Annotated in this window: 20 protein-coding genes; 6 read left to right on the forward strand and 14 right to left on the reverse strand. The window is 71.1% G+C overall.

Annotation, left to right across the window (positions count from 1 at the left end; genetic code table 11):
• Positions 1-17 precede the first annotated feature (17 nt).
• Together OHA58_RS08655 and OHA58_RS08660 are read right to left on the reverse strand one after the other, a co-directional pair.
• Positions 18-1,106, reverse strand: coding sequence for a winged helix DNA-binding domain-containing protein (locus tag OHA58_RS08655; RefSeq protein WP_405477980.1), 1,089 nt, complete (start codon positions 1,104-1,106; stop codon positions 18-20).
• A 64-nt stretch (positions 1,107-1,170) separates the two neighbouring features.
• Positions 1,171-1,638, reverse strand: coding sequence for a nuclear transport factor 2 family protein (locus OHA58_RS08660; RefSeq protein WP_405477982.1), 468 nt, complete (start codon positions 1,636-1,638; stop codon positions 1,171-1,173).
• A gap of 174 nt (positions 1,639-1,812) precedes the next feature.
• On the opposite strand from OHA58_RS08660, the gene OHA58_RS08665 reads away from it, so the two are divergent.
• The gene (locus tag OHA58_RS08665) at positions 1,813-2,982 is read left to right on the forward strand and encodes a winged helix DNA-binding domain-containing protein (protein WP_405477984.1); all 1,170 of its coding nucleotides are present in this window, start codon (positions 1,813-1,815) and stop codon (positions 2,980-2,982) included.
• A 21-nt stretch (positions 2,983-3,003) separates the two neighbouring features.
• Here OHA58_RS08665 and OHA58_RS08670 read toward each other — a convergent pair whose 3' ends face one another.
• Positions 3,004-4,023: a zinc-binding dehydrogenase gene (locus tag OHA58_RS08670; RefSeq protein WP_405477985.1), complete on the reverse strand. Its 1,020-nt coding sequence runs from the start codon at positions 4,021-4,023 to the stop codon at positions 3,004-3,006.
• 212 nt (positions 4,024-4,235) lie between these two features.
• Here OHA58_RS08670 and OHA58_RS08675 point away from each other — a divergent pair, with 212 nt between their 5' ends.
• Complete coding sequence (locus OHA58_RS08675) at positions 4,236-5,507, forward strand: nucleotide disphospho-sugar-binding domain-containing protein (protein ID WP_405477986.1); 1,272 nt, start codon at positions 4,236-4,238, stop codon at positions 5,505-5,507.
• 258 nt (positions 5,508-5,765) lie between these two features.
• Here the strand turns inward: OHA58_RS08675 and rfbH are convergent, their stop codons facing one another.
• Genes rfbH through OHA58_RS08700 form a run of 5 tightly spaced genes read right to left on the reverse strand, consistent with a single transcriptional unit; the run spans position 5,766 to position 10,078 of the window.
• Positions 5,766-7,070 carry a lipopolysaccharide biosynthesis protein RfbH gene (rfbH, locus tag OHA58_RS08680; RefSeq protein WP_405477988.1) on the reverse strand — a complete coding sequence of 435 codons (1,305 nt, stop codon included), beginning with the start codon at positions 7,068-7,070 and terminating at the stop codon, positions 5,766-5,768.
• A complete protein-coding gene (locus OHA58_RS08685; RefSeq protein ID WP_405477990.1) occupies positions 7,067-8,023 on the reverse strand; it encodes an NAD-dependent epimerase/dehydratase family protein in 957 nt (318 codons plus the stop codon). Before OHA58_RS08685 ends, rfbH begins: the two co-directional genes overlap by 4 nt.
• A complete protein-coding gene (gene rfbB, locus OHA58_RS08690) occupies positions 8,020-9,000 on the reverse strand; it encodes a dTDP-glucose 4,6-dehydratase (RefSeq protein WP_405477992.1) in 981 nt (326 codons plus the stop codon). Before rfbB ends, OHA58_RS08685 begins: the two co-directional genes overlap by 4 nt.
• On the reverse strand, positions 8,997-9,596 hold the full coding sequence (locus OHA58_RS08695) for a dTDP-4-dehydrorhamnose 3,5-epimerase family protein (RefSeq protein WP_405477994.1): 600 nt from the start codon (positions 9,594-9,596) through the stop codon (positions 8,997-8,999). The genes rfbB and OHA58_RS08695 overlap by 4 nt, the downstream gene beginning before the upstream one ends.
• 8 nt (positions 9,597-9,604) lie before the next feature.
• Positions 9,605-10,078 carry a hypothetical protein gene (locus OHA58_RS08700; RefSeq protein WP_405477996.1) on the reverse strand — a complete coding sequence of 158 codons (474 nt, stop codon included), beginning with the start codon at positions 10,076-10,078 and terminating at the stop codon, positions 9,605-9,607.
• 171 nt (positions 10,079-10,249) lie between these two features.
• Between OHA58_RS08700 and OHA58_RS08705 the strand changes: the two genes are divergently transcribed.
• The gene (locus OHA58_RS08705; RefSeq protein WP_405477998.1) at positions 10,250-10,726 is read left to right on the forward strand and encodes a hypothetical protein; all 477 of its coding nucleotides are present in this window, start codon (positions 10,250-10,252) and stop codon (positions 10,724-10,726) included.
• Between the two features lie 144 nt (positions 10,727-10,870).
• Here OHA58_RS08705 and OHA58_RS08710 read toward each other — a convergent pair whose 3' ends face one another.
• Both OHA58_RS08710 and OHA58_RS08715 read right to left on the reverse strand, forming a co-directional pair.
• On the reverse strand, positions 10,871-12,082 hold the full coding sequence (locus tag OHA58_RS08710; protein WP_405477999.1) for an acyltransferase family protein: 1,212 nt from the start codon (positions 12,080-12,082) through the stop codon (positions 10,871-10,873).
• 200 nt (positions 12,083-12,282) lie between these two features.
• Positions 12,283-13,776, reverse strand: a complete 1,494-nt coding sequence (locus OHA58_RS08715; RefSeq protein ID WP_405478001.1) for an MFS transporter — start codon at positions 13,774-13,776, stop codon at positions 12,283-12,285.
• A gap of 290 nt (positions 13,777-14,066) precedes the next feature.
• Between OHA58_RS08715 and OHA58_RS08720 the strand changes: the two genes are divergently transcribed.
• Positions 14,067-15,134, forward strand: coding sequence for a glucose-1-phosphate thymidylyltransferase (locus OHA58_RS08720; RefSeq protein ID WP_405478003.1), 1,068 nt, complete (start codon positions 14,067-14,069; stop codon positions 15,132-15,134).
• Positions 15,135-15,211: 77 nt separating this feature from the next.
• On the opposite strand, the gene OHA58_RS08725 is transcribed toward OHA58_RS08720, so the two are convergent.
• Positions 15,212-16,660: an MFS transporter gene (locus OHA58_RS08725; RefSeq protein WP_405478005.1), complete on the reverse strand. Its 1,449-nt coding sequence runs from the start codon at positions 16,658-16,660 to the stop codon at positions 15,212-15,214.
• A 164-nt stretch (positions 16,661-16,824) separates the two neighbouring features.
• On the opposite strand from OHA58_RS08725, the gene OHA58_RS08730 reads away from it, so the two are divergent.
• Together OHA58_RS08730 and OHA58_RS08735 are read left to right on the forward strand one after the other, a co-directional pair.
• A complete protein-coding gene (locus tag OHA58_RS08730; protein ID WP_405478007.1) occupies positions 16,825-17,148 on the forward strand; it encodes a 2Fe-2S iron-sulfur cluster-binding protein in 324 nt (107 codons plus the stop codon).
• Positions 17,148-18,410: an NAD(P)/FAD-dependent oxidoreductase gene (locus OHA58_RS08735; protein ID WP_405478009.1), complete on the forward strand. Its 1,263-nt coding sequence runs from the start codon at positions 17,148-17,150 to the stop codon at positions 18,408-18,410. The genes OHA58_RS08730 and OHA58_RS08735 overlap by 1 nt, the downstream gene beginning before the upstream one ends.
• A gap of 164 nt (positions 18,411-18,574) precedes the next feature.
• On the opposite strand, the gene OHA58_RS08740 is transcribed toward OHA58_RS08735, so the two are convergent.
• The 3 genes from OHA58_RS08740 to OHA58_RS08750 all read right to left on the reverse strand — a co-directional run bounded on the left by OHA58_RS08740 (position 18,575) and on the right by OHA58_RS08750 (position 21,637).
• Positions 18,575-19,840, reverse strand: a complete 1,266-nt coding sequence (locus OHA58_RS08740) for a cytochrome P450 (RefSeq protein ID WP_405478010.1) — start codon at positions 19,838-19,840, stop codon at positions 18,575-18,577.
• A gap of 160 nt (positions 19,841-20,000) precedes the next feature.
• Positions 20,001-21,149 (reverse strand): hydrolase, encoded by a 1,149-nt coding sequence (locus OHA58_RS08745; RefSeq protein ID WP_405478012.1) that lies wholly within the window; start codon positions 21,147-21,149, stop codon positions 20,001-20,003.
• On the reverse strand, positions 21,146-21,637 hold the full coding sequence (locus OHA58_RS08750; protein WP_266559237.1) for an SRPBCC family protein: 492 nt from the start codon (positions 21,635-21,637) through the stop codon (positions 21,146-21,148). The genes OHA58_RS08745 and OHA58_RS08750 overlap by 4 nt, the downstream gene beginning before the upstream one ends.
• Positions 21,638-21,824: the final 187 nt, after the last annotated feature.

Genomic DNA, 21,824 nt, shown 5'->3' on the forward strand with positions numbered 1-21,824 from the left:
GGCCTCCTCACGGGCTCTCAGGCGAAGGCGACGTCGCCGGCCTTGCCGTCCTCGCCGACGAACGCGGCCAGCTTCCCGGCCTCTTCGACGACGTCCCGGGTGTCCTCGTCGGACAGCTGCCGGAACGGGCTCAGCAGCAGCGTCGACCCGTTGAGCGCCCAGGTGCCCTCGACGAAGCCGTCGACCAGGAACGTGGGCCTGACCTGTGACATCCCCGGCATGACCTGCTTGCGGTCGTCGTCGTCGATCACCCGGCTGCGGTCGCTGTGTCCGAGGAGGAGGTTGTCGAAGGGCGGCAGGAACCGCACCGGGGCGGGCAGGCCGGGATCGGCGAGCACCGCGTCGGGGAGGTCGAAGAGTTCCCTGCCCCGCTCGTCGCGGTAGGTCCTCAGCCGGGGCCGCATCCGGTCTAGCACCTGCCCGAGCCGGGTGAGTCCGCACCACGCCTGTACGTCCATGACCCCTGCCGGCCCGAAGGCCGCGAGATAGCGGAGCACCATGGTCTCCACCTGGGGTGACGTCGACAGGGCCTGACCGGTCCACTCGTCGGCGAGCACACAGGGAACGGCTTTGCGGTTGCCCCACTTGCCCCAGGTGCCACTGGGCGGCGGATGCAGCAGCGCCAGCAGGAAGTGGGCCGTCCCGCCGAGAGCCTGGGGGCTGCGACCGGGAAACCGTTCCGCGAGCATCCGGCCCAACTGGGGCCGGGTGAGGGTCTGTCCGGCCAGCAGCTCCCGGCCGGCCGCGGCGAGGGCGGCGAGATCGAGTCCGGCGATCTCCTTGCCGAATCCCTGCCGCGGCGAGCGGTCGAGCACCGGCTGGACCAGGGGCCGCAGCAGTGCGAAGTCCTCGGCAGGCGTGAGGTGTTGGGTGGTGCGCAGCAGCGCCCCCCGCACCACGCTGCGATCGTGCAGCAGCGCCGTCAGGTCCTCGTGCACGAAGCCGGCCACACGGGCCCACAGGCCCACGTACGGCGCATTGCACTCCTGTCCCTGCATCGCGACCAGGTGTCTGATCGCCTCGAGGGCGGTGCCGTCGGTGCGGCGCAGCAGCAACTGACGTTGCAGGAGCGTCCGGTTGAGCACCAGGTTGGAGAGCACGGACATGCCAGCCCTTTCTCGTATCGTGGCCGGTTCCTGCCCGGTCAGTGCGCCCCGGTGGGCGACATGGCTAGTCGGCGTCGGCCGGTGCGCCGTCCGGGGCGGCCACGTCCCGCCGGACCACACGCGAGCGGGTGAACAGCCGGCCGTCGCGGCGGACCAGTATGTCCTCCACCGTCGAACTGGGCTCCAGGACCACGGCGCCGGTCTCGTCCGTCACGCTGACCAGAGAGCGGAAGACGACGCTGATCTCGTCCTCGGCCACCTGCTCGATCACGAACTTGTCGAACCAGTGCCGGAAGATCTTGTTGCCGTAATAGGGGATCGCCTGGGACATCGCGGCGAGCAAATTCTCCCGGCCGGCCAGCTCCCAGCCGTCCTTGACCTGAGCATAACTTCCGTCCTCGGTGAACGTGTGCACGAACTCCTCCAGCTTCCGGTCCTCCAGGAGCGGGAGCTGGAACGCGTAGAACGCCTGGACCTCCACGTGGAGTTCGGCCGAGACCCGGGTCGGAGCGGAACTTGATCGGTGCGGCACGGTGCATCCCCTTCGTCGGTGCGCGCGTCACGAGCGCGCGCGCACCACTCTCGGCCGCGCCCCTCGACCGCGGATCGCGCACGGCTGGAACGGCACCGCGTCATTCTCCAGCGGGAGTCGAGCACGGCACGGGACAATCCGGCAGATCATTACGACCGGACGGAGCGCACTTCCATGACCGACCGCACCACCGACGAACTACGGATGTCCTGGGCCGAGGCGTGTGCCCGCCGTGTGAGCAGGCACTTCCTGGCTGGGACCGCGCCCGGCGGGGGGATCACGGAGGCCGCGAGCGCCATGTGCGGCGCTCATGCGCAGGTCATGTCCGGTGCCGAGATGTCGCTCGGGCTGCGCGTCCCGGGCACGACGCGCACTGATGTGCAGTCGGCGCTCTGGAAGGACCGCAGCCTCGTGAAGAGCTACGGGCCCCGCGGCACCGTGCACCTGCTCGCGGCCGAGGAGCTCCCCATGTGGGTCGGCGCCCTGTCCTGCATCCCGAAGCCCCCGAGCGCCCTGCCCCACGCATTACTGACAGAGCATCAGGTGGAAGAGGTGCTGGAAGCGATCGAGTCCGCCGTCGAGGACGGCGAACTGACCGTCGAGGAACTGGGCGACGAGGTCGTCGGCCGCACCGGCCCCTGGGCGGCCGACCTGGCGCTGCCCGCCTTCTCCGGTGCCTGGCCCCGGTGGCGGGCCGCCCTGCACACCGCCGCGAACCGGGGTGTCCTGTGCTTCGGGCCGAACCGGGGGCGCAAGGTCACGTACACCAGTCCGCGCCGGTGGGTGCCGGGCTTTCGCCCCATGGACAGCGCGGCCGCCTCGGCCGAGGTCCTGCGCCGCTATCTGCACGCGTACGGGCCGGCGACCTCCCAGCAGTTCGCGCAGTGGCTGGGCGCCCCGAGAAGGTGGTCGGCGGATCTCTTCGACACGATCACGGACGAGTTGATTCCGGTCGACCTGGACGGCGCGGCGGCCTGGACGACCGAACCGGCCGGCCCCACGGCACCCAGCCCCCGCAGCGGCCTGAAGCTGCTGCCGTACTTCGACCCCTACGTCATCGGCTGCCACCCGCGCGACGCGGTGTTCCCCGGCCCGGCCGCCGGCCGGGCACTCTCCGGCGGCCAGGCAGGGAACGTACCTGTGGTTCTGATCGACGGAGTGGTCGCCGGCGTGTGGCACCAACGGCGGTCCGGGCGCCGCCTCGACATCCGGGTGGAGCCCTTCGCCCCGCTCTCCGCCGGCCGGCGCTCCGAACTGACCGCCCAGGTGGACCGGATCGGCGAGATCCTGGAAGGCACCCCGACGCTCACCGTCGGCGTCGTCGACGCCGGCAAGCACCTGTAGCCGGCCGTGCGGCGGGCGCGGTCAGCCCGAGACGGTGAGGGACACGTTGCCCCGGTACGCGCCGTCCAGCAGCGACAGCAGCGTCTGGGGGGCCTCCTTGATGCCGCCCTCGACCACGGTGTGCGGGAAGACGAAGCGCCCCTCGCCCAGCCAGGTCCCGAAGTGCTCCGCCCAGGCCCAGATCTGCTCCGGCGTGTGGTAGCAGGCGAACGGCCGCAGCTCCAGGTGCTTGGTGATCGCGGTCATCAGGTCCAGCCTCGGCCGGCCGGCCTCGGTGTCACCGATCTGACCGGACAGCGCACCGCAGAGGGCGAACCTGGCGTGCGGGGCCGCCACCTCGACGGCCGCCTCGAACTGCTCGCCGCCGACGTTGTCGAAGAAGACGTTGATGCCGTCGGGTGCCAGCTCGCGCAGGCGGTCGACGACAGGACCGTCGTGGTAGTCGAAGGCCGCGTCGAAGCCCAGCTCGTTGACCAGGTAGTCGACCTTGGCCTTGCTTCCGGCGCTGCCGATGACGCGCGCGGCACCCCGGCACTTGGCGATCTGGCCGGCCAGCGAGCCGACCCCGCCCGCCGCACCGGAGACGAACACCACGTCGTCCTTGCCCGCCTTGGCGATCTCGGCCATCCCGTAGTACGCGGTCGGGCCCTGGCTGAGGAAGTACACCGGGCTCGGGAAGGCACCGACGGGCAGCTTGAAGTAACCCTGGGCCGGACCGACCGAGTACTCGCACCAGCCGCTCATGCCCTGGACGACGTCGCCCACGGCCAGGTCGGGGCTGTTGGAACGCACCACGGTACCGACCGCGCCGCCGCCCAGACGGTCGCCCACCTTCCACGGCGGGAGCGGCAGCTTGCAGTCGGCCTTCATCAAGTCCGCGTAGGCCGCGGCGAGGCTCAGGTGATCCGTCCTGACGACGACCTCTCCCTCGCCCGGTTCGGGCACCTCCACCTCGACGAGGTCGAAGTTGCCGAGGACCGGCCGCCCCTCCACGTGCGAGGCCATACGGACTTCCCGGGCCGTCTTCGGAATGGTGGTCATCTCTCTCCTCGTGATCGTTCCTGAGCGCCGACGCGGCGGGCCCCTGTCTCCCTCATGGGTAGTGCACGGCGCTCGAGGGGCGCTGGAGCGGAAGCCACTGCTCCAGGGCGCCGACGGCCCGTGTCCAGGAGCGCTCCAGATCCGCACGAGGAACCGGCGAAAGGCTCGTGACTCTCCAGACAGCTCAGCCCTGATCCCCTGAGGAGCTCACGATGCGCGTCCTGTTCACCGTGTGGCCGATGTCGGCGCATCTGTATCCCGTCGTTCCGCTCGCCTGGGCCCTGCAGGGTGCGGGGCACGAGGTGCGCGTCGCCTCCCACCCCGCGCTGACGGAGTCGGTCACCGCCGCGGGTCTCACCGCGGTGCCGTTGTCCGACGCGGACACCATGCCTCCGCTCTCGGCCGTCGGCCGCTTCATGATCGACGACGAGGAGCGCAGCCGGCTCGCCGAGGCGCTGGCCATCGGGCCCGGCGACCAGGACGCGTGGCAGATGTTCAGCGACTACGCCCTGGCGGCCCTGCGCATCTTCCATACGCCCGAGGGCTCTTCGGCTCTCGCCCCGGGTGTGGAGCATCTGGTCGACGTGGCCCGCAGCTGGCAACCGGACCTGGTGCTCTGGGACCAGTGGCCGGCCGCGGCCGTGGCGGCCCGGCTCTGCGGCGCCGCTCAGGCCCGCACGCTCTGGGGGCCGGACTACTGCGGCTGGGCCCGCGCCCGGTTCCTCGAACGCGGCGGGGCCCCCGCACTGGGCCTTGAGGACCCGCTGGTCGACGTGGTGCGGCCGGTCGCCGAGCACTACGGCCTGGACGTCGACGAGGAGTTGCTCCTCGGCCAGTGGAGCGTCGACCCCACGCCGGCGGCGATGCGGCTGCGCACCGGGGCCCGCACGGTCGCGGTGCGCAGGGTGCCGTACACGGGCGTCGGTGCCGTGCCCGGGTGGCTGCACCGCGCGCCACAGCGGCCGCGGGTGGCGCTCTCCCTGGGGATGTCCGGACGGCTGTTCCACAACAACGCGGCCATGATCGCCGACATGCTGGAGACGGTCGGCGGTCTGGACGCCGAGGTGGTGGCCACGCTGAACGAAGCGCAGCTGGCTGGTCAGCGTGTACCGGACAATGTCCGTACGGTCGACTACCTGCCGCTCAACCAGCTGTTGCCCAGCTGCTCGGCGATCATCCACCACGGTGGTGGCGGCACGCTGTCGGCGGCCGTGGCCCACCGGGTGCCGCAACTCGTCCTGCGCGACGAGGGGGTGGAGGGGCCGGCCTACGCCAGATATCTCACCGACCGCGGCGCGGGCCTGACCCTCGACCACAAGGAGCAGTCCCATGAGGAGATGCGCGCCAGGATCCAGCGGGTCCTCCGGGAGCCGCAGTTCCGGGCCGGCGCGGACACGCTGCACGCCGACTGGCTCTCCACGCCGAGCCCGCACGACATCGTCCCGGTCCTGGAAGGGCTGACCGCACGGTATCGCCGCCGGTAGTGACCAGGAACCCGACGCGGCCCGTCGCCATGCACCCCGGCGGCGGGCGGCGTCTTGGCCATGCCCGGGGCCGGAGCCGGCTGTCGGCTGTCGGCTGTCGGCTGTCGGCTGTCGGCTGTCGGCTGTCGGCTGTCGGCTGTCGGCTGTCGGCTGTCGGCTGTCGGCTGTCGGCTGTCGGCAGTAACGCCGACGCCGCCCGGATGCAGGTCCGGGCGGCGCTGACAGCACTTCGGGCGGGAGCAGTCCCACCATGCACCTCTAGGCGCGTGCCGCGATGAACTCCTTGACCGAGGAGATCACGTAGTCGAGCATCTCGTCGGTCAGCCCCGGGTAGACGCCGATCCAGAAGGAGCCCAGGGTGACGATGTCACTGTTGGTCAACTCCCCGACCACGCGGTGCGGTTGGTCCGCGTAGGCGGGGTGCCGGGTCAGGTTGCCGGCGAACAGCCGGCGGGTGCCGATCTTCCGTTCCTCCAGGAAGGCCACCAGCTCGGCCGCGCCGAAAGGCGCCTCGGGATCGACGGTGAGCACGAAGCCGAACCAGCTCGGGTCACTGCGCGGCGTGGCCTCGGGAAGGATCAGGTGCGGAAGCCCGTCCAGCCCTTCGCGCAGCCGTCGCCAGTTGCGCCGGCGCGCGTCCACGAAGCGGTCCAGCTTGTCGAGCTGGGTGAGCCCGAGAGCCGCCTGCAGGTCGGTGGCCTTGAGGTTGTAACCGACGTGGGAGTAGATGTACTTGTGGTCGTAGCCGGCGGGCAGCGTGCCCAGCTGGTACTTGAACCGCTTGAGGCAGGTATCGCTCACACCGGGCTCGCACCAGCAGTCACGGCCCCAGTCGCGCAGCGACTCCACCACCCGGGCCAGCACCAGGTTGGAGGTGAGGACGCAGCCGCCCTCCCCCATCGCCAGGTGATGCGCGGGGTAGAAGCTGACGGTGGACAGGTCACCGAAGGTGCCCGTGGGCCTTCCGTCATAGGTGGCGCCGACCGCGTCGCAGTTGTCCTCGATCAGGAACAGGTCGTGCTGGGTCGCCAGTTCGGCGAGCTCCGCGACCGCGTAGGGATTCCCCAGGGTGTGGGCGACGATGATCGCGCGGGTCCGGGGACCTATCGCCTCGGCCACCCGCTCCACCGTCGTGTTGTACGTGCCGAGCTCGATGTCGACGAAGACCGGGACCAGGCCGTTCTGCAGGATCGGGTTCACCGTGGTGGGGAAGCCCGCGGCCACCGTGATCACCTCGTCGCCGGGGCGGAGCCGGCGGTCCTCCAGGAGGTGCGAGGTCAGCGCCGAGACCGCCAGGAGATTCGCGGAGGACCCGGAGTTCACCAGGTGCGCCTTGCGGCGTTTCAGCTTCTTGGCGAACGACGACTCGAACTTGCGTGAGCTCGGGCCCGCCGCGATCCGCATCTCCAGCGCGGCCTCGACCAGCGCCAGCCGGTCCTCCTCCTCGAGCACCGCGCCGGACGGCCAGATCTCCGTCACACCGGGTGTGAACGGCTCGGCCGAGCCGGCTGCCCGGTGGTATGCCCGCACCGCGTCCAGGACCAATGCCTTGTGATCGCTCATGTCTGTGCCTCTTCCCTCTCTTCTCCGCGTACTGGTACGCATGCCGTGTCGAGCAGGTCTCGCAGCGATCGGTCCAGATCACGGTGTGGGTGCCAGCCGAGCAGGCGCCGGGCCTTGGAGACGTCCAGCCGCTGCCACTGCGCGTCCTCACGCAGTGAGCGGCCGTCCGCGTCCTCGACGACCTCGACGGGCAGACCGCTCAGGGCGACCATGCGAGCGACCAGGTGCCGCATCCGCACCGCCTCGCCCCGGCCGATGTTGACGATCTGTCCGTTCACCGAGGACAGCGGAGCGGCCGCCGCCGCCAGTACCGCGTCGGCCACGTCCCGGGCGTCCACGAAGTCACGCCGGACGGCCAGCGTCCGGAACCTCAGCGCCGCGGGGGTCTCCCCCCGGTCCTGTGCCCGCGCCGCCTCCACGAGGTGGTCGGCCACCTGCCGGAGCAGGCTGCCCCGGGGGGTGCCGGGCCCGGACACGTTGGCGAGGCGCAACACGACCCCGTCGGCCTCGCCCGCCGCGACAGCGCGCAGAACGGAGCGGGTGCCGAGCAGCTTGGTCCGTCCGTACGGCGTGGTCGGGGCGGCCGGGTGCTCCTCCGCCGTGCTCGTCCCGGCATGACCGGGCCCGTACTCGTGGACGCTGCCCAGATGGATCAGTCTCGGCCTGTGGTCCTGTGCGGCGAGGACGCCGATGAGCCGGTCGACCAGCTCGGCGTTTCCTTCCGCCATCTGCCGTTCGTCGGCCTGCCAGGCCCGTCCTGCGGCGTTGACGACCGCGTGGGGCCGGATACGCGCCAGCAGTTCGGCGAGGCTGCGCAGCCCGGAGTCCGTGGTGAGGTCGGTGTGTGTGGCGTCGGACCGCGACACCGGCACCACCCGCGCCCCGGCGTCCTGGAACGCGGCGTGGATGTGGCGGCCCAGGAAGCCGGTTCCGCCGAGGACCACCGCTCTCATCGTGCGGCCTCCGCGGACTTCGCCGCCTTCCACCAGTGCGGGTTGTCCCGGTACCAGTCGACGGTGTCGGAGAGCCCCTGCTCGAAGGGGGTCATCGGCAGGTAGCCCAACTGCTCCCTGATCTTGGTGTCGTCCAGCGAGTAGCGCCGGTCGTGCCCCTTGCGGTCGGCGACCCGGCGCAGCGCGGAGCGGTCGGCGCCGAGCAGCTCCAGGAGGCGTCCGGCGACCTCGGTGTTGGTCCGCTCGTTGCCGCCTCCCACGTTGTAGACCTCGCCGGCCCGGCCCCGGGTGAGGACCAGCTGGATCGCCCGGCAGTGGTCGTCGACGTGCAGCCACTCGCGGACATGGGCGCCGTCGCCGTACAGCGGGACGGGGCGGCCCTCCAGGAGGTTGGTGACGGCGAGCGGAATGAGCTTTTCGGGGTGCTGGTGGGGTCCGTAGTTGTTGGAGCACCGGGTGATCGACACATCGAGGCCGTGCGTGCGCCAGAAGGAGCGGGCGATGAGGTCGGATCCCGCTTTGGACGCGGCATAGGGCGTGTTGGGCTCCAGCGGCCATTCCTCCGTCCAGGACCCCTCCTCGATGGAGCCGTACACCTCGTCCGTGGAGATGTGGACCACCCGGCCGACGCCGGTGCGCAAGCAGGCCGCGAGGAGGTTCTCGGTACCTGCCACATTGGTCCGTACGAAGTCGGCCCCCGAGTCGATGGAACGGTCGACATGCGATTCGGCGGCGAAGTGGACCACGGCGTCGTGGCCGGGCAGCAGGTCGAGGAGGAGCGGCAGGTCGCAGATGTCCCCCCGGACGAAGTCGAGGCGGGGGTGGGTGTCGGGAAGGTTGTCGCGGTTTCCGGCGTAGGTGAGCTTGTCCACGACGGTGATCCGGGCGTCCTCGTACTGCGGGTACCCGCCCGCCAGCATGGTGCGGACGTAGTGGGAGCCGATGAAACCGGCGGCGCCGGTGACCAGGATTCTCATGCGCCCACCCCGGCCGGGACGCGTCCGTCGAGGTGCCACGGCGTGAGGATTCCGGCGGTGCGGGCCTCGGCCAGAGTGGGCGCGCCCGCGTCCTTCGCGGACATCACCGGTGGTTCCGAGAACCCCCACGGCAGGGCCAGTTCCGGGTCGAGCGGCTGGATGTGCACCTGGGTGCCGGGTACGTAGGCGCTGGACACGACGTAGCTGATGCAGGTGTCGTCGGCGAGCGCCAGGAATCCGTGGCCGACGCCCTCGGGGACGTAGACGCACCGCCCCGACTCGGCGTCCAGTTCGACCACCGCATGCCGGCCGAACGCCGGCGAGCCCACCCGCAGGTCCACCACGATGTCGCGCAGGGCGCCGCGCACGCAGGTGACGTATTTCGCCTGCCCGGGCGGCGTGCTCACGCTGTGGATGCCGCGCAGCGTGCCGCGGCGGGAGACCGAGTAGTTGATCTGGCGCGGCACGAACGGGTACCCCAGCACCCGTTCCAGCTCGTCCGCGCGCAGGGACTCGTAGAAGTTGCCCCGGTCGTCCCTGATCTGTTCCGGGGTGATGACGTACGCCCCGGGGACTGCTGTCTCTTCGACACGCACGGGTCCGGTCACCTTTCCTTTCCTGCTCTGTCGGTGGGCCGCGCCGGCGCACCGGTGGTCGCGTGGGCCTCGCTCATGCTGGCCGGATCCGCTGGACGCTTCCTCGAGAGACGGTGCATCCCCGGGGCGTCCGCCCGTACGGCCGAGACGCCGACCGTGGCGCTGTGCGTCCTGACGTCGTCGATGTCGTAGACGACGGTCACGCCCGTGCTGGTGAAGGTGTCTCCCGAGCGGACGGCCTGCTGGTCGATGTCCACCCAGCCGATCCGGGCCCCGCTCCCGTCGAGCAGCAGCTCGGAGATCCGGTACGAGAACCGGTCGGGCCCGGTGGCGGTCCAGGTTCCGGCGCCGACACCGCCCGAGACGAGAAAGGCCCGGCCGCCCGGGGTGAAGTGGAACGTGCTCGACGCCGTCCCGGAAGGTCGTGCGACCCGTGCCGTCCAGGCACCGGCCACCGTTCCGGACACCGGTGTGTCTGCCATCCGTCGGCCACCTCCTTGTCGCGGGCCCGAGTTGAGGGACTCAGGGTGCGAGGGCCGCCTCGACCGGCACTGGAGTACGCGGTGTGTGCAGCGGGGCTCAAGAGTGCGTCTAGCCCGCTGTCGCAGGGTGCTCCCACAGAGAATCCGCACGGCACCCAACGGAGGAATTCAATGAGTCGCACAGGTATCAAGGGCAGCAAGTCCCGGGCGCTGGCTGCCGCAACCGCCGCGGCCTTGCTGGTGCTCCCCCTCGCCGGCGCGTCAACCGCACAGGCCCAGGGCGAGACCTCGAGATCCGCCGCCACGGAGGCCGCGGCCAACGTGGCCGGCACCTGGGCGGTACACGTCCACATACCGGGCAGCCCGGACGTCGTGACCAACATTCACTTCACCCCGGGCGGGATCGCGTTCGCCGCCTCGTCCGGTGGTTCGGGCCCCTGGACCAAGACCAGCACCAACCACTACTCGTACCGCCTCGCGGAGCCGATGTTCGACGGGAACGGGACCTACCTCGGGCGTCTGGACGTCAAGCAGAACATCGTCGTCAGCGGCGACACCTTCACCGGTTCCGGCGAGACCAAGGTCTACGACGTGAACGACACCCTGACGGCCACGGTGCCCGTCACGGAGGACGCCACCCGGGCCTGAACCCCGGCCGGGAACGGCCCCGCCCGCGCCCCCTACGGGAGGCGCGGGCGGGGCCGTTCCGCTGTCCGCACACCCAACGCGCGACATGCGGAAGACCCGGCCACGCGTCCCGAGGGACACGCGACCGGGCCCCGGCCTGCTCGGTCAGTTGACGCTCGCCCCCTGCGGCGCGGCCTCCTGTCCCGGCGAGTCCGGCGCGTCCGGCGTCACCGGCGCGGCCGCCGTAGCGGCGGGGCGGCTCCACCGGCGCATGAGCGGCCGCTCGACAAGGCCGTGCAGCGCCCAGGCGAGAGCCAGACTGATCGCGATCGTGAGACCGACATCCAGCAGCGCTTGTGGGCCACTCCACTTCTCCATCCAGAACTCGGGATACGCGGTTCCGATCGGCCCGTAGGTGACCACCAGGAAATGAACGATGTAGAAGGCGTACGACACTTCGCCCAGCCAGACCATGACCCGGCCGCCGAACGGGGTGCGCCGGCCCCGCTGGTCCGCGGTGGCGGCGGAGGCGATCAGCAGCGCCAGCGGCAGCGCGGTCGGCGCCACCCGGCCGTACTCGCCCGGCAGTTGGGACGCGAGCGCGAACGCGGCGACGGTAAGGAGCATCGACCAGCCGAGGCCCAGGTTGATCCAGCGTCGGGTCAGGACGACGCGGGCGATCAGGATTCCCAGCACGAACTCGAGGAGCCGGGTGAGCGGGAAGTAGTAGACGAACCAGTACTTCCACCAGGGAATGGGATCGAACTGCATGCGCGGTGCGTTGGGAAGCAGTTCGGCGAGGAACGGCACCGCGATGATCGCCAGCGTGATGGCGCCCACCCAGCGCCACAGGCGGGCCGGCTCGATGCGCCGGATGAGCAACAGCAGCCAGGGGAACGCCAGATAGAAGAGCACCTCACAGGCGAGCGACCAGCTGGGGGTGTTGGTGCCCGGGCCCTGGATCACGTCGAAGTCCGGTATCCAGCTCTGCACCAGGAACATGGTGGGCACGGTGTTGGCGACCGTGACGGCGATTCCCGCGTACAGCATCAGAAGCACCGTGGCGGTCAGCGTGACCAGGTGGTTGGGGAAGATCTTCACCAGTCGGCGGCGCCAGAACCGCATGCGGGTGTCTCCCGGCCGGGCCACCCAGGTGAGCACGAACCCACTGAGGATGAAGAAGAAGGAGACTCCCTTGTTGCCCGCGCCGAACAGGTACTGCGAATAGCTCTCCCCGGAGCCCCCCATGCGTACGAGCAGGAATCCGCCCGCGTGCGACAGCACCACCAGGAGCGCGGCGACGAAGCGGAGACCGGTGAGAGAGGGGAGCCGGGACTGTTCTCCGGCCCCGGTGGACGGGACATGTGACGCTGACATGGAGCGCCTCCTTCACTGCCGAGCGTCGTTGGATTGACCGGCGTCCGACATGGTGGGCGGAAAGCCGGAGCCACAACGTCCCCCAGCACTGTGGATACCTGCTCGAATATCTGTGGAGTCGCCCGGCCGGACCCGTGCGCCTCCCGCGCACACGCCAGAGGCCGCCCACCTGGTCGGTGGGCGGCCGCGGGTCCGGCCGTTCAGACGGCGAGCTCCTCCACTCCGGCGGCCGGCGCCGTCTCGCCCCGGTTCACCGACCTCGGCAGCGCGAACATCAACGCGAAGACCAGCGCCAGGCCCCCGGCCACCCACCACAGGGCGTGGGTGAAGGCGTCGGAGAAGACGTCGCCGACGGGCCGGTGGGCCGCCTGGCCGGAGTCGACGACGGAGAAGAACACCACGGCGACGAGGCCGAGGCCCAGTGCCAGTCCGAGCTGGTTGATGGTGTTGATGAGCCCGGAGGCCGAGCCCGCGTGCTCCGTGGGCACCTCCGACAGCACCGCGTCCGTGATGGGGGCGATGATGAGGCCCATGCCGAGCCCCATCACCACCAGCGGCGGCAGCATCTGCCAGGTGGTGATGGCGCTGCCGTGCTGATCGGCCTCCCAGATGTACAGCAGCACGCCGACGAGCTTGACGAGCGCTCCGGCCTGCAGCACCTTCCGCCCGAACCGCGGCACGAGCATCTGCACGGACACGCCCGCGGAGACCGAGGCGGCGACCGAGAAAGGCACACCGGTCAGACCGGCGTGCAGCGGGGACCAGCCGAGGCCGAGCTGCATGTACAGGGTCCAGATCAGGAAGAAGATCCCGGAGATCACCCCGTACGTGAGCTGTACGCCGATGCCGGCCGCGAAGCTCTTCACCTTGAACAGCGACAGCTCCACCAGCGGTGAGCCGTCCCGCGTCTTCTTGTCACGCTCGTACCAGACGAAGACGACGAACACGAGCACGGCGGCGCCCATCGAGAGGAAGCCCCACAGCGGCCAGCCCAGCTCCCTGCCCTGCATCAGCGGGTAGAGGAGCAGCAGCAGTCCGACGCTGGCCAGCGCCACGCCGACCAGGTCGAGGCGGAGCGCCTGCGGTGCCCGGGACTCGCTGATGTAGCGCCGTCCGAGGACGAGGCCGGCGATGCCGACCGGCAGGTTGACCAGGAAGATCGGACGCCACTCCAGGCCGAAGAGGTTCCACTCGGTGAGCAGCGCGCCGATCATGGGACCGGCGACGGCGCCGAGGCCGATCATCGCGCCGAACATGCCGAAGACCTTGCCCCGCTCCTCCGCGGGGAAGGTGACGTGGATGATCGACAGCACCTGCGGCACCATCAGGGCGGCCATCGCCCCTTGCAGGAAGCGTGCGACGACCAGGGTTTCCGGGCCGGGCGCGAGACCGCAGACGGCGGAGACGACCGTGAAGCCGGCCATCCCGATGAGGAACAGCCTCTTGCGGCCGTAGATGTCCCCGAGCCTGCCGCCCGTGATCAGGCCGATGGCGAATGCCAGGGCATACCCGGCGGTGATCCACTGGATCGAACTGAACGAGGCACCCAGGTCCTCCTCGATGCGTGGCACGGCGACGTTGACGATCGTTACGTCGACCAGGTCCAGGAAGGACGCGGTCATCACCACGGCCAGAGCCAACCACCGTCGGCGGTCGGCCACTTGGCCGACGGATTCGTCGGAAGCGGAATCCATGAGGCCTCTTCCTCTAGGAATGCAGAGACAGATATCAGGACGGAAGCGTTCCGCACTGCACTCGACTCCGGCTCGCCGCAGCGTGGAGCAGGCCTTCGCGCGCGCCGTTCCGGCGGTGCCACCTGGTCGGCGGCCTCGGCCCATCAGGGATTGAGCGATCCGCGACCACGCCCCCACAAGCTGCGTGCGCGGTGCGGCTCCGCCCTCGCAGCAACGCCGAGCCACCGGGACGCACGGCACGGTGGTCGTCGCTCCCGCGACGGCCCCGCGAGGCTCTGAGGAGGGCTCTGATGAAAGCACTCGTGTTGGCCGGAGGCCTGGGCAGCCGGTTGCGCCCGTTCAGTCACTCCATGCCGAAGCAACTCATCCCGATCGCCAACAAACCGGTTCTCGCCCATGTGATGGACCAGCTGCGGGACATGGGCGCCACCCAGGTCGGGATCGTCGTGGGCAACCGAAGCAAGGACATCGTCTCGGCGCTCGGCGACGGCTCGGCGCTGGGCGTCCGGATCACCTACATCCCGCAGGACGAACCCCTGGGGCTGGCCCACTGCGTCCGCATCGCCCGTGACTTCCTCGGCGAGGACGACGACTTCGTGATGGTCCTCGGCGACAACATGCTCGCCGACGGCGCGGCCGACCTGGCGGAGGACTTCCGCACACGCCGCCCGGCAGCCCAGGTCGTGGTGCGCAAGGTGGCCGATCCGCGGGAGTTCGGCGTCGCGGAGGTCGATGAGAACGGCCGTGTACTGCGGCTCGTGGAGAAGCCCGAGTTCCCCCGGAGCGATCTCGCGGTGATCGGCCTCTACTTCTTCACCCCGGCCATCCACGAGGCGGTCGCCGCCATCGAGCCGAGCGCACGGGGCGAACTGGAGATCACCGACGCGCTGCAGTGGCTGATCGCCTCGGGGGCCGACGTCCAGGCCCGGGTCTACCCGGGTTTCTGGAAGGACACCGGCCGGGTCGAGGACGTCCTGGACTGCAACCGCAACCTCCTGGACCGCCTCGACCGGTCGGTGCTGGGCGAGGTCGACGAGAGCAGCGAACTGATCGGGGCGGTCGTGGTCGAGCCCGGCGCTCGCGTGGTGCGTTCACGCGTCGTCGGGCCGGCGATCATCGGCGCCGGTTCCGTGGTGGCGGACAGCTATGTCGGCCCGCACACCTCCATCGGCCGCGACTGCCGGCTCAGCGCGGCGGGCGTGGAGTACTCGATCATGCTGGACGGCGCCGCCGTCGACCGGGTGAGCGGCGTCAAGGGTTCCCTGATCGGCCGCGACGCCACGGTGAGCTCGGCCGTGCTCGACGACCACTACCGGCTGGTGGTCGGCGACCACTCGAGCGTGGAGGTCGCCGCCTGACACATGCCGGACGGCCGGTCACCGCTTCGCGGGTGACCGGCCGTCCGGCATGTGCGGGTGCGGGCCGCCTGCCGTGCTCAGTCGCGCGGGCGTTCCCTGGCCGGGACCCACAGGGCGGCCGCCAGGCCGGCGAGGGCGCAGAGCCCGGCGCCGGTGAGCGCGAGGCCGTAGCCGGAGGCCAGGGCGGCGGCGTGCGGGGTGCCGGCGGCGGCCTCGCTGTCGATGCGGGCGGCGGAGAGCGCCGCCAGGGTCACCAGGCCTGCCGCGCTGCCTAGTTGGCGGGTGGTGTTGAGCAGCCCCGAGGCGAGGCCCGCCTGTTCCGGAGGCAGTCCGGCGGTGGCGGCGTTGGTGGTCGCGTTGAGGACGGCGCCCATACCGAGGCCGAGCAGGATCTCCGGGGCCAGTACGTCGCTCACGTAGCCGGCGCCGACGGCCAGCCGCGACAGCCAGAGCAGTCCGACGGCGGACAGGGCGAGCCCCGCGAGGAGGACCGGCCGCGGCCCGGTGCGCGGTACGAAGCGCGCGATGCCCCAGCCGCCGAGCGCGATCCCGACGGACAGGGGCAGATAGCTGAGGCCGGTGCGCAACGGACTGTAGCCGAGTACCTGTTGGAGCATCAGCGTGAAGAAGTAGAAGGTGCTGAAGAGGGCCGCGATCCCGAAGAAGGCGACCAGGTTGGCGGCGGCCACCGAGCGGTTGCGGAAGACTCCGAGGGGCACCAGCGGCTCGGGGGCGAACTTCGCCTGGATCACCAGGAACGTTCCGAGGAGCACGGCTCCGGCGAACATCGGGCCGAGGACGTGTCCCGAACTCCAGCCGTGTCCGGGGGACTCGGACGTCCCGTACACGACGGCCATGAGACCGAGGGTGACGGTGACGGCGCCCGGCAGGTCGAGCCTGCGGCGGATTCCGGGTCGCCGGGTCTCCGGGACCGCCCAGCCGACCAGTGCGCACAGCGCCAGTCCTATGGGGACGTTGATCAGCAGGATCCAGCGCCAGGAGAACCACTGGGTGATCACTCCTCCGGCCAGCACGCCGACCGCGCCCGCCGTTCCCGAGACGGCGCTCCACCAGCCGAACGCCTTGGCCCGCGCGGCCGGTTCGGTGAAGGTCGTGCCGAGCACGGTGAGCGTGGCGGGGGCCATGACCGCGGCGCCGAGCCCCTGGAGGGCGCGGGCCAGGATCAGGGTCGTCGGACTGTCGGCCGCCCCGCCGACCAGGCTGGCGAGGGTGAACAGACCGACCCCGCCCAGGAAGATCCGGCGTTGCCCGAACAGGTCCGCAAGCCGCCCGCCGAGCAGCAGGAAGCCGCAGACCACCACGGTGTAGGCGTTGTTGACGAGCTGGAGGTTGTGCGGGTCGAAGCCGAGGTCGTCGGAGATGACGGGCAGCGCCACATTCACCACCGAGGCGTCGAGCACGTTCATGAACTGCCCCAGGCAGCAGGCGAACAGCACAAGTCCGAGTCGGGGCGCGGCCCTTGGCGAAGGTCCCGGTGTGCGGTGCGTGCGCGTAGTCATGGTCATACGGGCACGCTGCGCCGGTGCGGCGGACCGCGCGTCGAGGGCGCACGGAGCCCCGCTCGACCCGGTGCGTCGAGAAGTACTCCACCGCCGCTGCAGGACCTCTCGCCACAGTCCCAAGGCGTGTCTCCGCACGGCCGGCCGACATTCCCCGAGGAGAGCCCACGATGGCCAAGATCACCTACCAGCATCCGAACGGAACCGTCACCGTCGTCGACGTAGAAGCGCCCAACACGGTCATGCGCGGCGCGAAGCTCAACAACATCGACGGCATCGAGGCCCAGTGCGGCGGTTCCGCCCAGTGCGGCACCTGCCATGTCTACGTGGACGAGGCGAGCACCGTCGTACTGCCCGAGATGGACCCGGTCGAGGACGACGTCCTCTACGGCACGGCGTGCGAACGTAGCGAGCACAGCAGGCTGAGCTGCCAGCTGCCGGTCACCGAGGCCCTCGACGGGCTGCTGGTGCACCTGCCCGAGGCGCAGAGCTGATGGCCGCGCCCGCCGTGGTCGTGGTCGGCGCCGGTCAGGCCGGAGTGGAGACAGTGGCCGCACTGCGCGGCCGGGGCTTCACCGGCCGCATCACCCTGATCGGCGACGAACCGCCGTGGGCCGGCTACCGGCCACCGCTGTCCAAGGGGTATCTCGCCGGCACGGCGCCCGCCGAGGACACGGCCCTTCGCCCCGCCTCGTTCTTCGCCGAGCGGGACATCGAGATCAGGGTCGGGGACCGCGCGTCCTCCGTCGACCCGGAGCGCCGCACCGTGACGCTGAGGTCGGGACTGCGGGTGCCGTACGACCGTCTGGTCCTCGCCACCGGCTCCCGGCCCCGCCAACTCCCCGTGCCAGGCGTCTCGTTGGACGGGGTGCTCACCCTGCGCTCGCGCTCCGACGCCGACGAGCTGCGCGCGCGGCTGAGCGGTCCGCCGCGCCAACTGGTGGTGGTCGGCGCCGGGTTCATCGGCCTGGAGGTCGCCGCCACCGCACGCGGCCTCGGCCACGAGGTGACGGTGGTGGACGTCCAGCGGCGGGCGCTGGCCCGGGCCCTCACCCCGGTGCTGTCGTCGAGGGTCGTCGCCGAGCACCGCGCCCAGGGGGTGCGGGTGCTGCTGGGCCGCGAGGTCACGGCCCTGCACGGCGACGCCGAAGGACAGGTCCAGATCATGGAGCTGGACGGCGGTGAACGCATCGCCGCCGATCTGGCCGTGATCGGGGTCGGGGTGCTGCCCCACACCGACCTGGCCCTGACCGCCGATCTGATGGTCGGCGACGGGATCGTGGTGGACGAGCGACTGCGCACCAGCGATCCCGACATCTACGCGCTCGGCGACTGCGCCCGCTTCCCCAGCCCGCACGCCGAGCGCCACCTGCGCATCGAGTCGGTGCAGAACGCGTCCGACCAGGCGAAGTGCGTGGCCGCCGGGATCTGCGACGAGCCGTTCGCGTACACCTCCGTGCCCTGGTTCTGGTCCGAGCAGTACGGGCTGCGGATGCAGCTGGCGGGACTCACGGCAGGCCACGACGAGGTGGTCACGAGCGGCGACGTGGAGGGCGGACGGTTCTCCGTCTTCTGCTTCCGTGCCGGACGGCTGATCGGCGTGGAGTCGGTGAACCGGCCTGCGGACCACGGCATTTCACGCCGGCTGCTCGCCTCGGGCACCGCTCTGACGCCGGGCGAGGTGCGCGCGCCCGGCTTCGACCTGAAGAAGCTTCCCCGCACGTCCCCCGCGGAGAGGGTCGCCGTCCGCACCTGAGACCGGGTCCGCGCCCGCGGGTGTGAACACACCCGGGATCATCCCGCCGCCGTACTCACCGCCTCGCGCGGGGTGCGGCGGCTTCGCGCTGCCCCACGGACCTCGGTACGCCTGCGGTCCCGTCCCCTTCCGAGAGGGGACGGGACCGCACGGAGCCGGTGGACTCACTGCCCCCGGACGACCGGCAGGCTGGTCAGGGTGTGGTTGATCTCCCCCTTGTGCCAGGGCAGTTCGCTCTCGGGGACCGCGAGCCGCAGATCCGGGAAGCGGCGCACCAGGCCGTCGATGGCGATCTCCATCTCCATCCGCCCCAGGTGCTTGCCGAGGCAGTAGTGCATCCCGTGGCCGAAGGAGATGTGCGGGTTGCGCTCCCGGGTCAGGTCGAGCCGGTCCGGGTCGGGGAAGACCTCCGCGTCCCGGTTGGCCGACGCGAGCGAGAGGAGCACGGCGTCACCCTTGGGTATCGTCACGCCGCCGACCTCGATGTCCTCGGCCGCGATACGCGGGAATCCGGAGGTGTCGGTCGCGAACAGGTTGACGTGGCGCAGGAGTTCCTCGACGGCCCTCGGGATCCGGGAGCGGTCCTCGACGAGGTGACGCCACTGGTCCTGGTGGTCCACGAGGAGGGCCAGGACGGAGTTGGCCAGCTGGTTGGCGGTGGTGTCGAAGCCGGCGCCGATCAGCGTGAAGCCGAAGGTGACCAGCTCGGGCTCGCTGAGCCGGTCGTCGTCGTCGCGGGCCGCGATCAGCTCGGACAGCATGTCGTCGGCGGGGTTGGCGCGCTTCTCGGCGATGAGCCCGACGATGTACTCGCTGAGCTTGCCGAGCGCGTGCAGCGACTCCTCGCCGCCGGCCCGGTCGTCGACCGTGGCGAAGGCGCGCGCCCACTGCTCGAACTCCCGCAGGTCCTGGGCCGGTACGCCCAGGAGTTCCCCGATGACGGTCAGCGGGAGCGGCACCGCAAGCTGCTGCACGAGGTCCACGACCCCGTCCTTGGCCGCCATGTCGTCGAGGAGTTCGTCGGTGACCTTCTGGACGTTGTCCCGCATCCGCTCGACCCGCCGCATGGTGAACGCGCCGGCCACCAGCTTCCGCAGCCGGGAGTGCTCCGGCGCGTCGAGCGAGATGATCATCTCCGGCGTGGTGTGCATCGTGCCGCCCACGCGGGGGGCGCCTTCGCCGCAGGCCTGGGCCCGGCTGAGCCGGGGGTCGGCGGAGAGCCGCCGCACATCCTCGTAACGGGTGATCAGCCAGGCGTCCACACCTCCCGCGGTGGGCACCTTCACCACCGGCTGTTCGGCGCGCAGGGCGGCGTACGCCGGGGCGGGGCCACGGTAACTGGAACCGCTGAAGGGGAACACTCCCGCCACCGGGCAGCCGGCGCCCTGGGGCGCCGTCTCCTGGCTGGCTGTCTCCTGGGTGACTGTCACGATAGATCCTCCGCTTGGGACGTTACGGGTCGGATCTCACCGTACGGAGGGCCGATCGAGGCCAAGTCGCCCTGAACTAGAGGAAGTTGAGGTGCTCCGCCGCGCATGGCGAAGGGGGGCGTCCGTGGTGCCGGACGCCCCCTTCGCCGTGCGGTACGGATCAACCCTCCGGGCCGAGCAGCACCGCGGAGTAGTTCTTGCGGGCGGCGGTGTCGTACTGCAGCGCCACATGGCTCGTCGCTGATGTGATGTCCCGCCAGAAGCGCTGGAGCGTGTGCCCCTCGCCGAGGCCGCCGGTCCCGGCCGCGCCCACGAGGAGGGCCACGGCCTCGCGCAGGATCTCGGCGGCGAAGGTGGCGTTCCGCTCGTTGCGCGCCATGTGCTCGGGGGTGAAGAGGCGCCGGTCGAGGACCTGGGCGTTCTCCATGACGAGGTGGCGTGCGGCGTCGATCCGGCCGGAGGCACGTACGACGGTCAGCTCGGCGGTCTGGTTGCGCCGGCGCCCCTGGATCGATCCCGTACAGGCGGCCAGCGCGCCGGTGGCGGCGCCGACGACGGGGGCGATGAAGGTCAGGCCGCCCACCGCCTGGAAGGGCACGTTGTGCGCGGACACGCGCGAGGCGCCGTTGCGGCCGGTGAGCATGTCGGTGCGGTCGAAGGTCAGATGCGCCGGTACGAACACGTCGTCGACCACGACCGTGTGGCTGCCGGTGGCCCGCATCCCGATGCTGTCCCAGGTCTCGCGCACGGTGTACGTGCCCCGCGGCAGGGTGAAGAAGCGCAGTTGCGGCGGTCCCTCACCGCCCGCGACGGCCGCACAGACCATCACCCAGTCGGCGAAGTCGACGGCGCTGACGTAGGCCCACTCGCCGGTGACCCGCCAGCCGCCGTCCGCCTGCCTGGCCCGCCCGGCGGGCATCAGACCGGTCGCCACGACCGTGTCGGGGCCCGCGCCCCACAGCTCCTGGTGCCCCTGCTCGGGCAGGTGCGAGGCGAAGCGGGCCGAGTACGCCGCGAGCGAGGCACACCAGGCCGAGGCGGCGCAGCCCTCGCCGACGGACATGACGGCCCGGGTCAGGTTGGCGAACGAGCCCTCCGTGCCGCCGAACCGCGCGGCCACGAAGTGCCGGGCGAACCCGGCCTCCCGTATCGCGTCGGTGACCTCGCGGGACAGGCTGCGGCCCGTGTCCGCGTCCGCCGCGTGGCGCGCCGCGAGCAGGCGTATCCCGTCGGCGGCGGCGACGAGCCCGGTGGCGGGAACCGCCGGGCCGGCGTCGGGAGCGGCGAGGACGCCGAGGTCGACGCTCACGATCCGGACCCGTCCGTGAGGGCGCGGGCGAAGCGCTCCAGCGTCTCGCCGGGGCTCGGCCCGTCGAGCGCCTTGAAGATCCGCTCGGCGCCGGGTCCGTGCCGGTCCAGCTTGACGTGGGCGAGCGAGACACGGGTGTGTCCCGCGTCGACGGCCTCGAAGTCGACCTCGATCTGGCTGGCGCCGTCGTCGGTGGGGATGGACTGCCAGTTGGGGTCGATCCGCCAGGTCATGACGACGCGGCGGCCCGGCACCCACTCCAGCACGCGGCCCCAGGCGATCTCGGTGCCTTCCACGTCCCACTCGTAGTAGCGCCCGCCGACGCCCGCCTCGAAGGCGAGGCCGGCCCGCTCCTTGCGCACCAGGATGTGGCTCGGCGGCCACCAGTCCGCCGGGCGCTCGGTGAAGACCTTGAAGCACTCGTCGGGCGTCGCCGCCACGGTCACCGACTTCCTGACGTCGGGCAGGGTCTGCGTCTGCTCGGGCACGGGGCCTCCTCGCTCCGGCCAGGTATCCGCCCGGCCACGGCATCGAATGCACCCAAGCTGACGGCCCTCGCTAGGCCCCGTGTCGAGTACGGCTCGAACAGCCGGCCTCCACCGCGGCTCCACCCGGGGGCGAGAAACCCGCAAGGCCACGGGCCCACCGTCGAGCCGACGTGGACCGGATCGACAC

The organism is Streptomyces sp. NBC_00009 (genome assembly GCF_045040855.1).
Taxonomy (GTDB): domain Bacteria; phylum Actinomycetota; class Actinomycetes; order Streptomycetales; family Streptomycetaceae; genus Streptomyces; species Streptomyces aureus.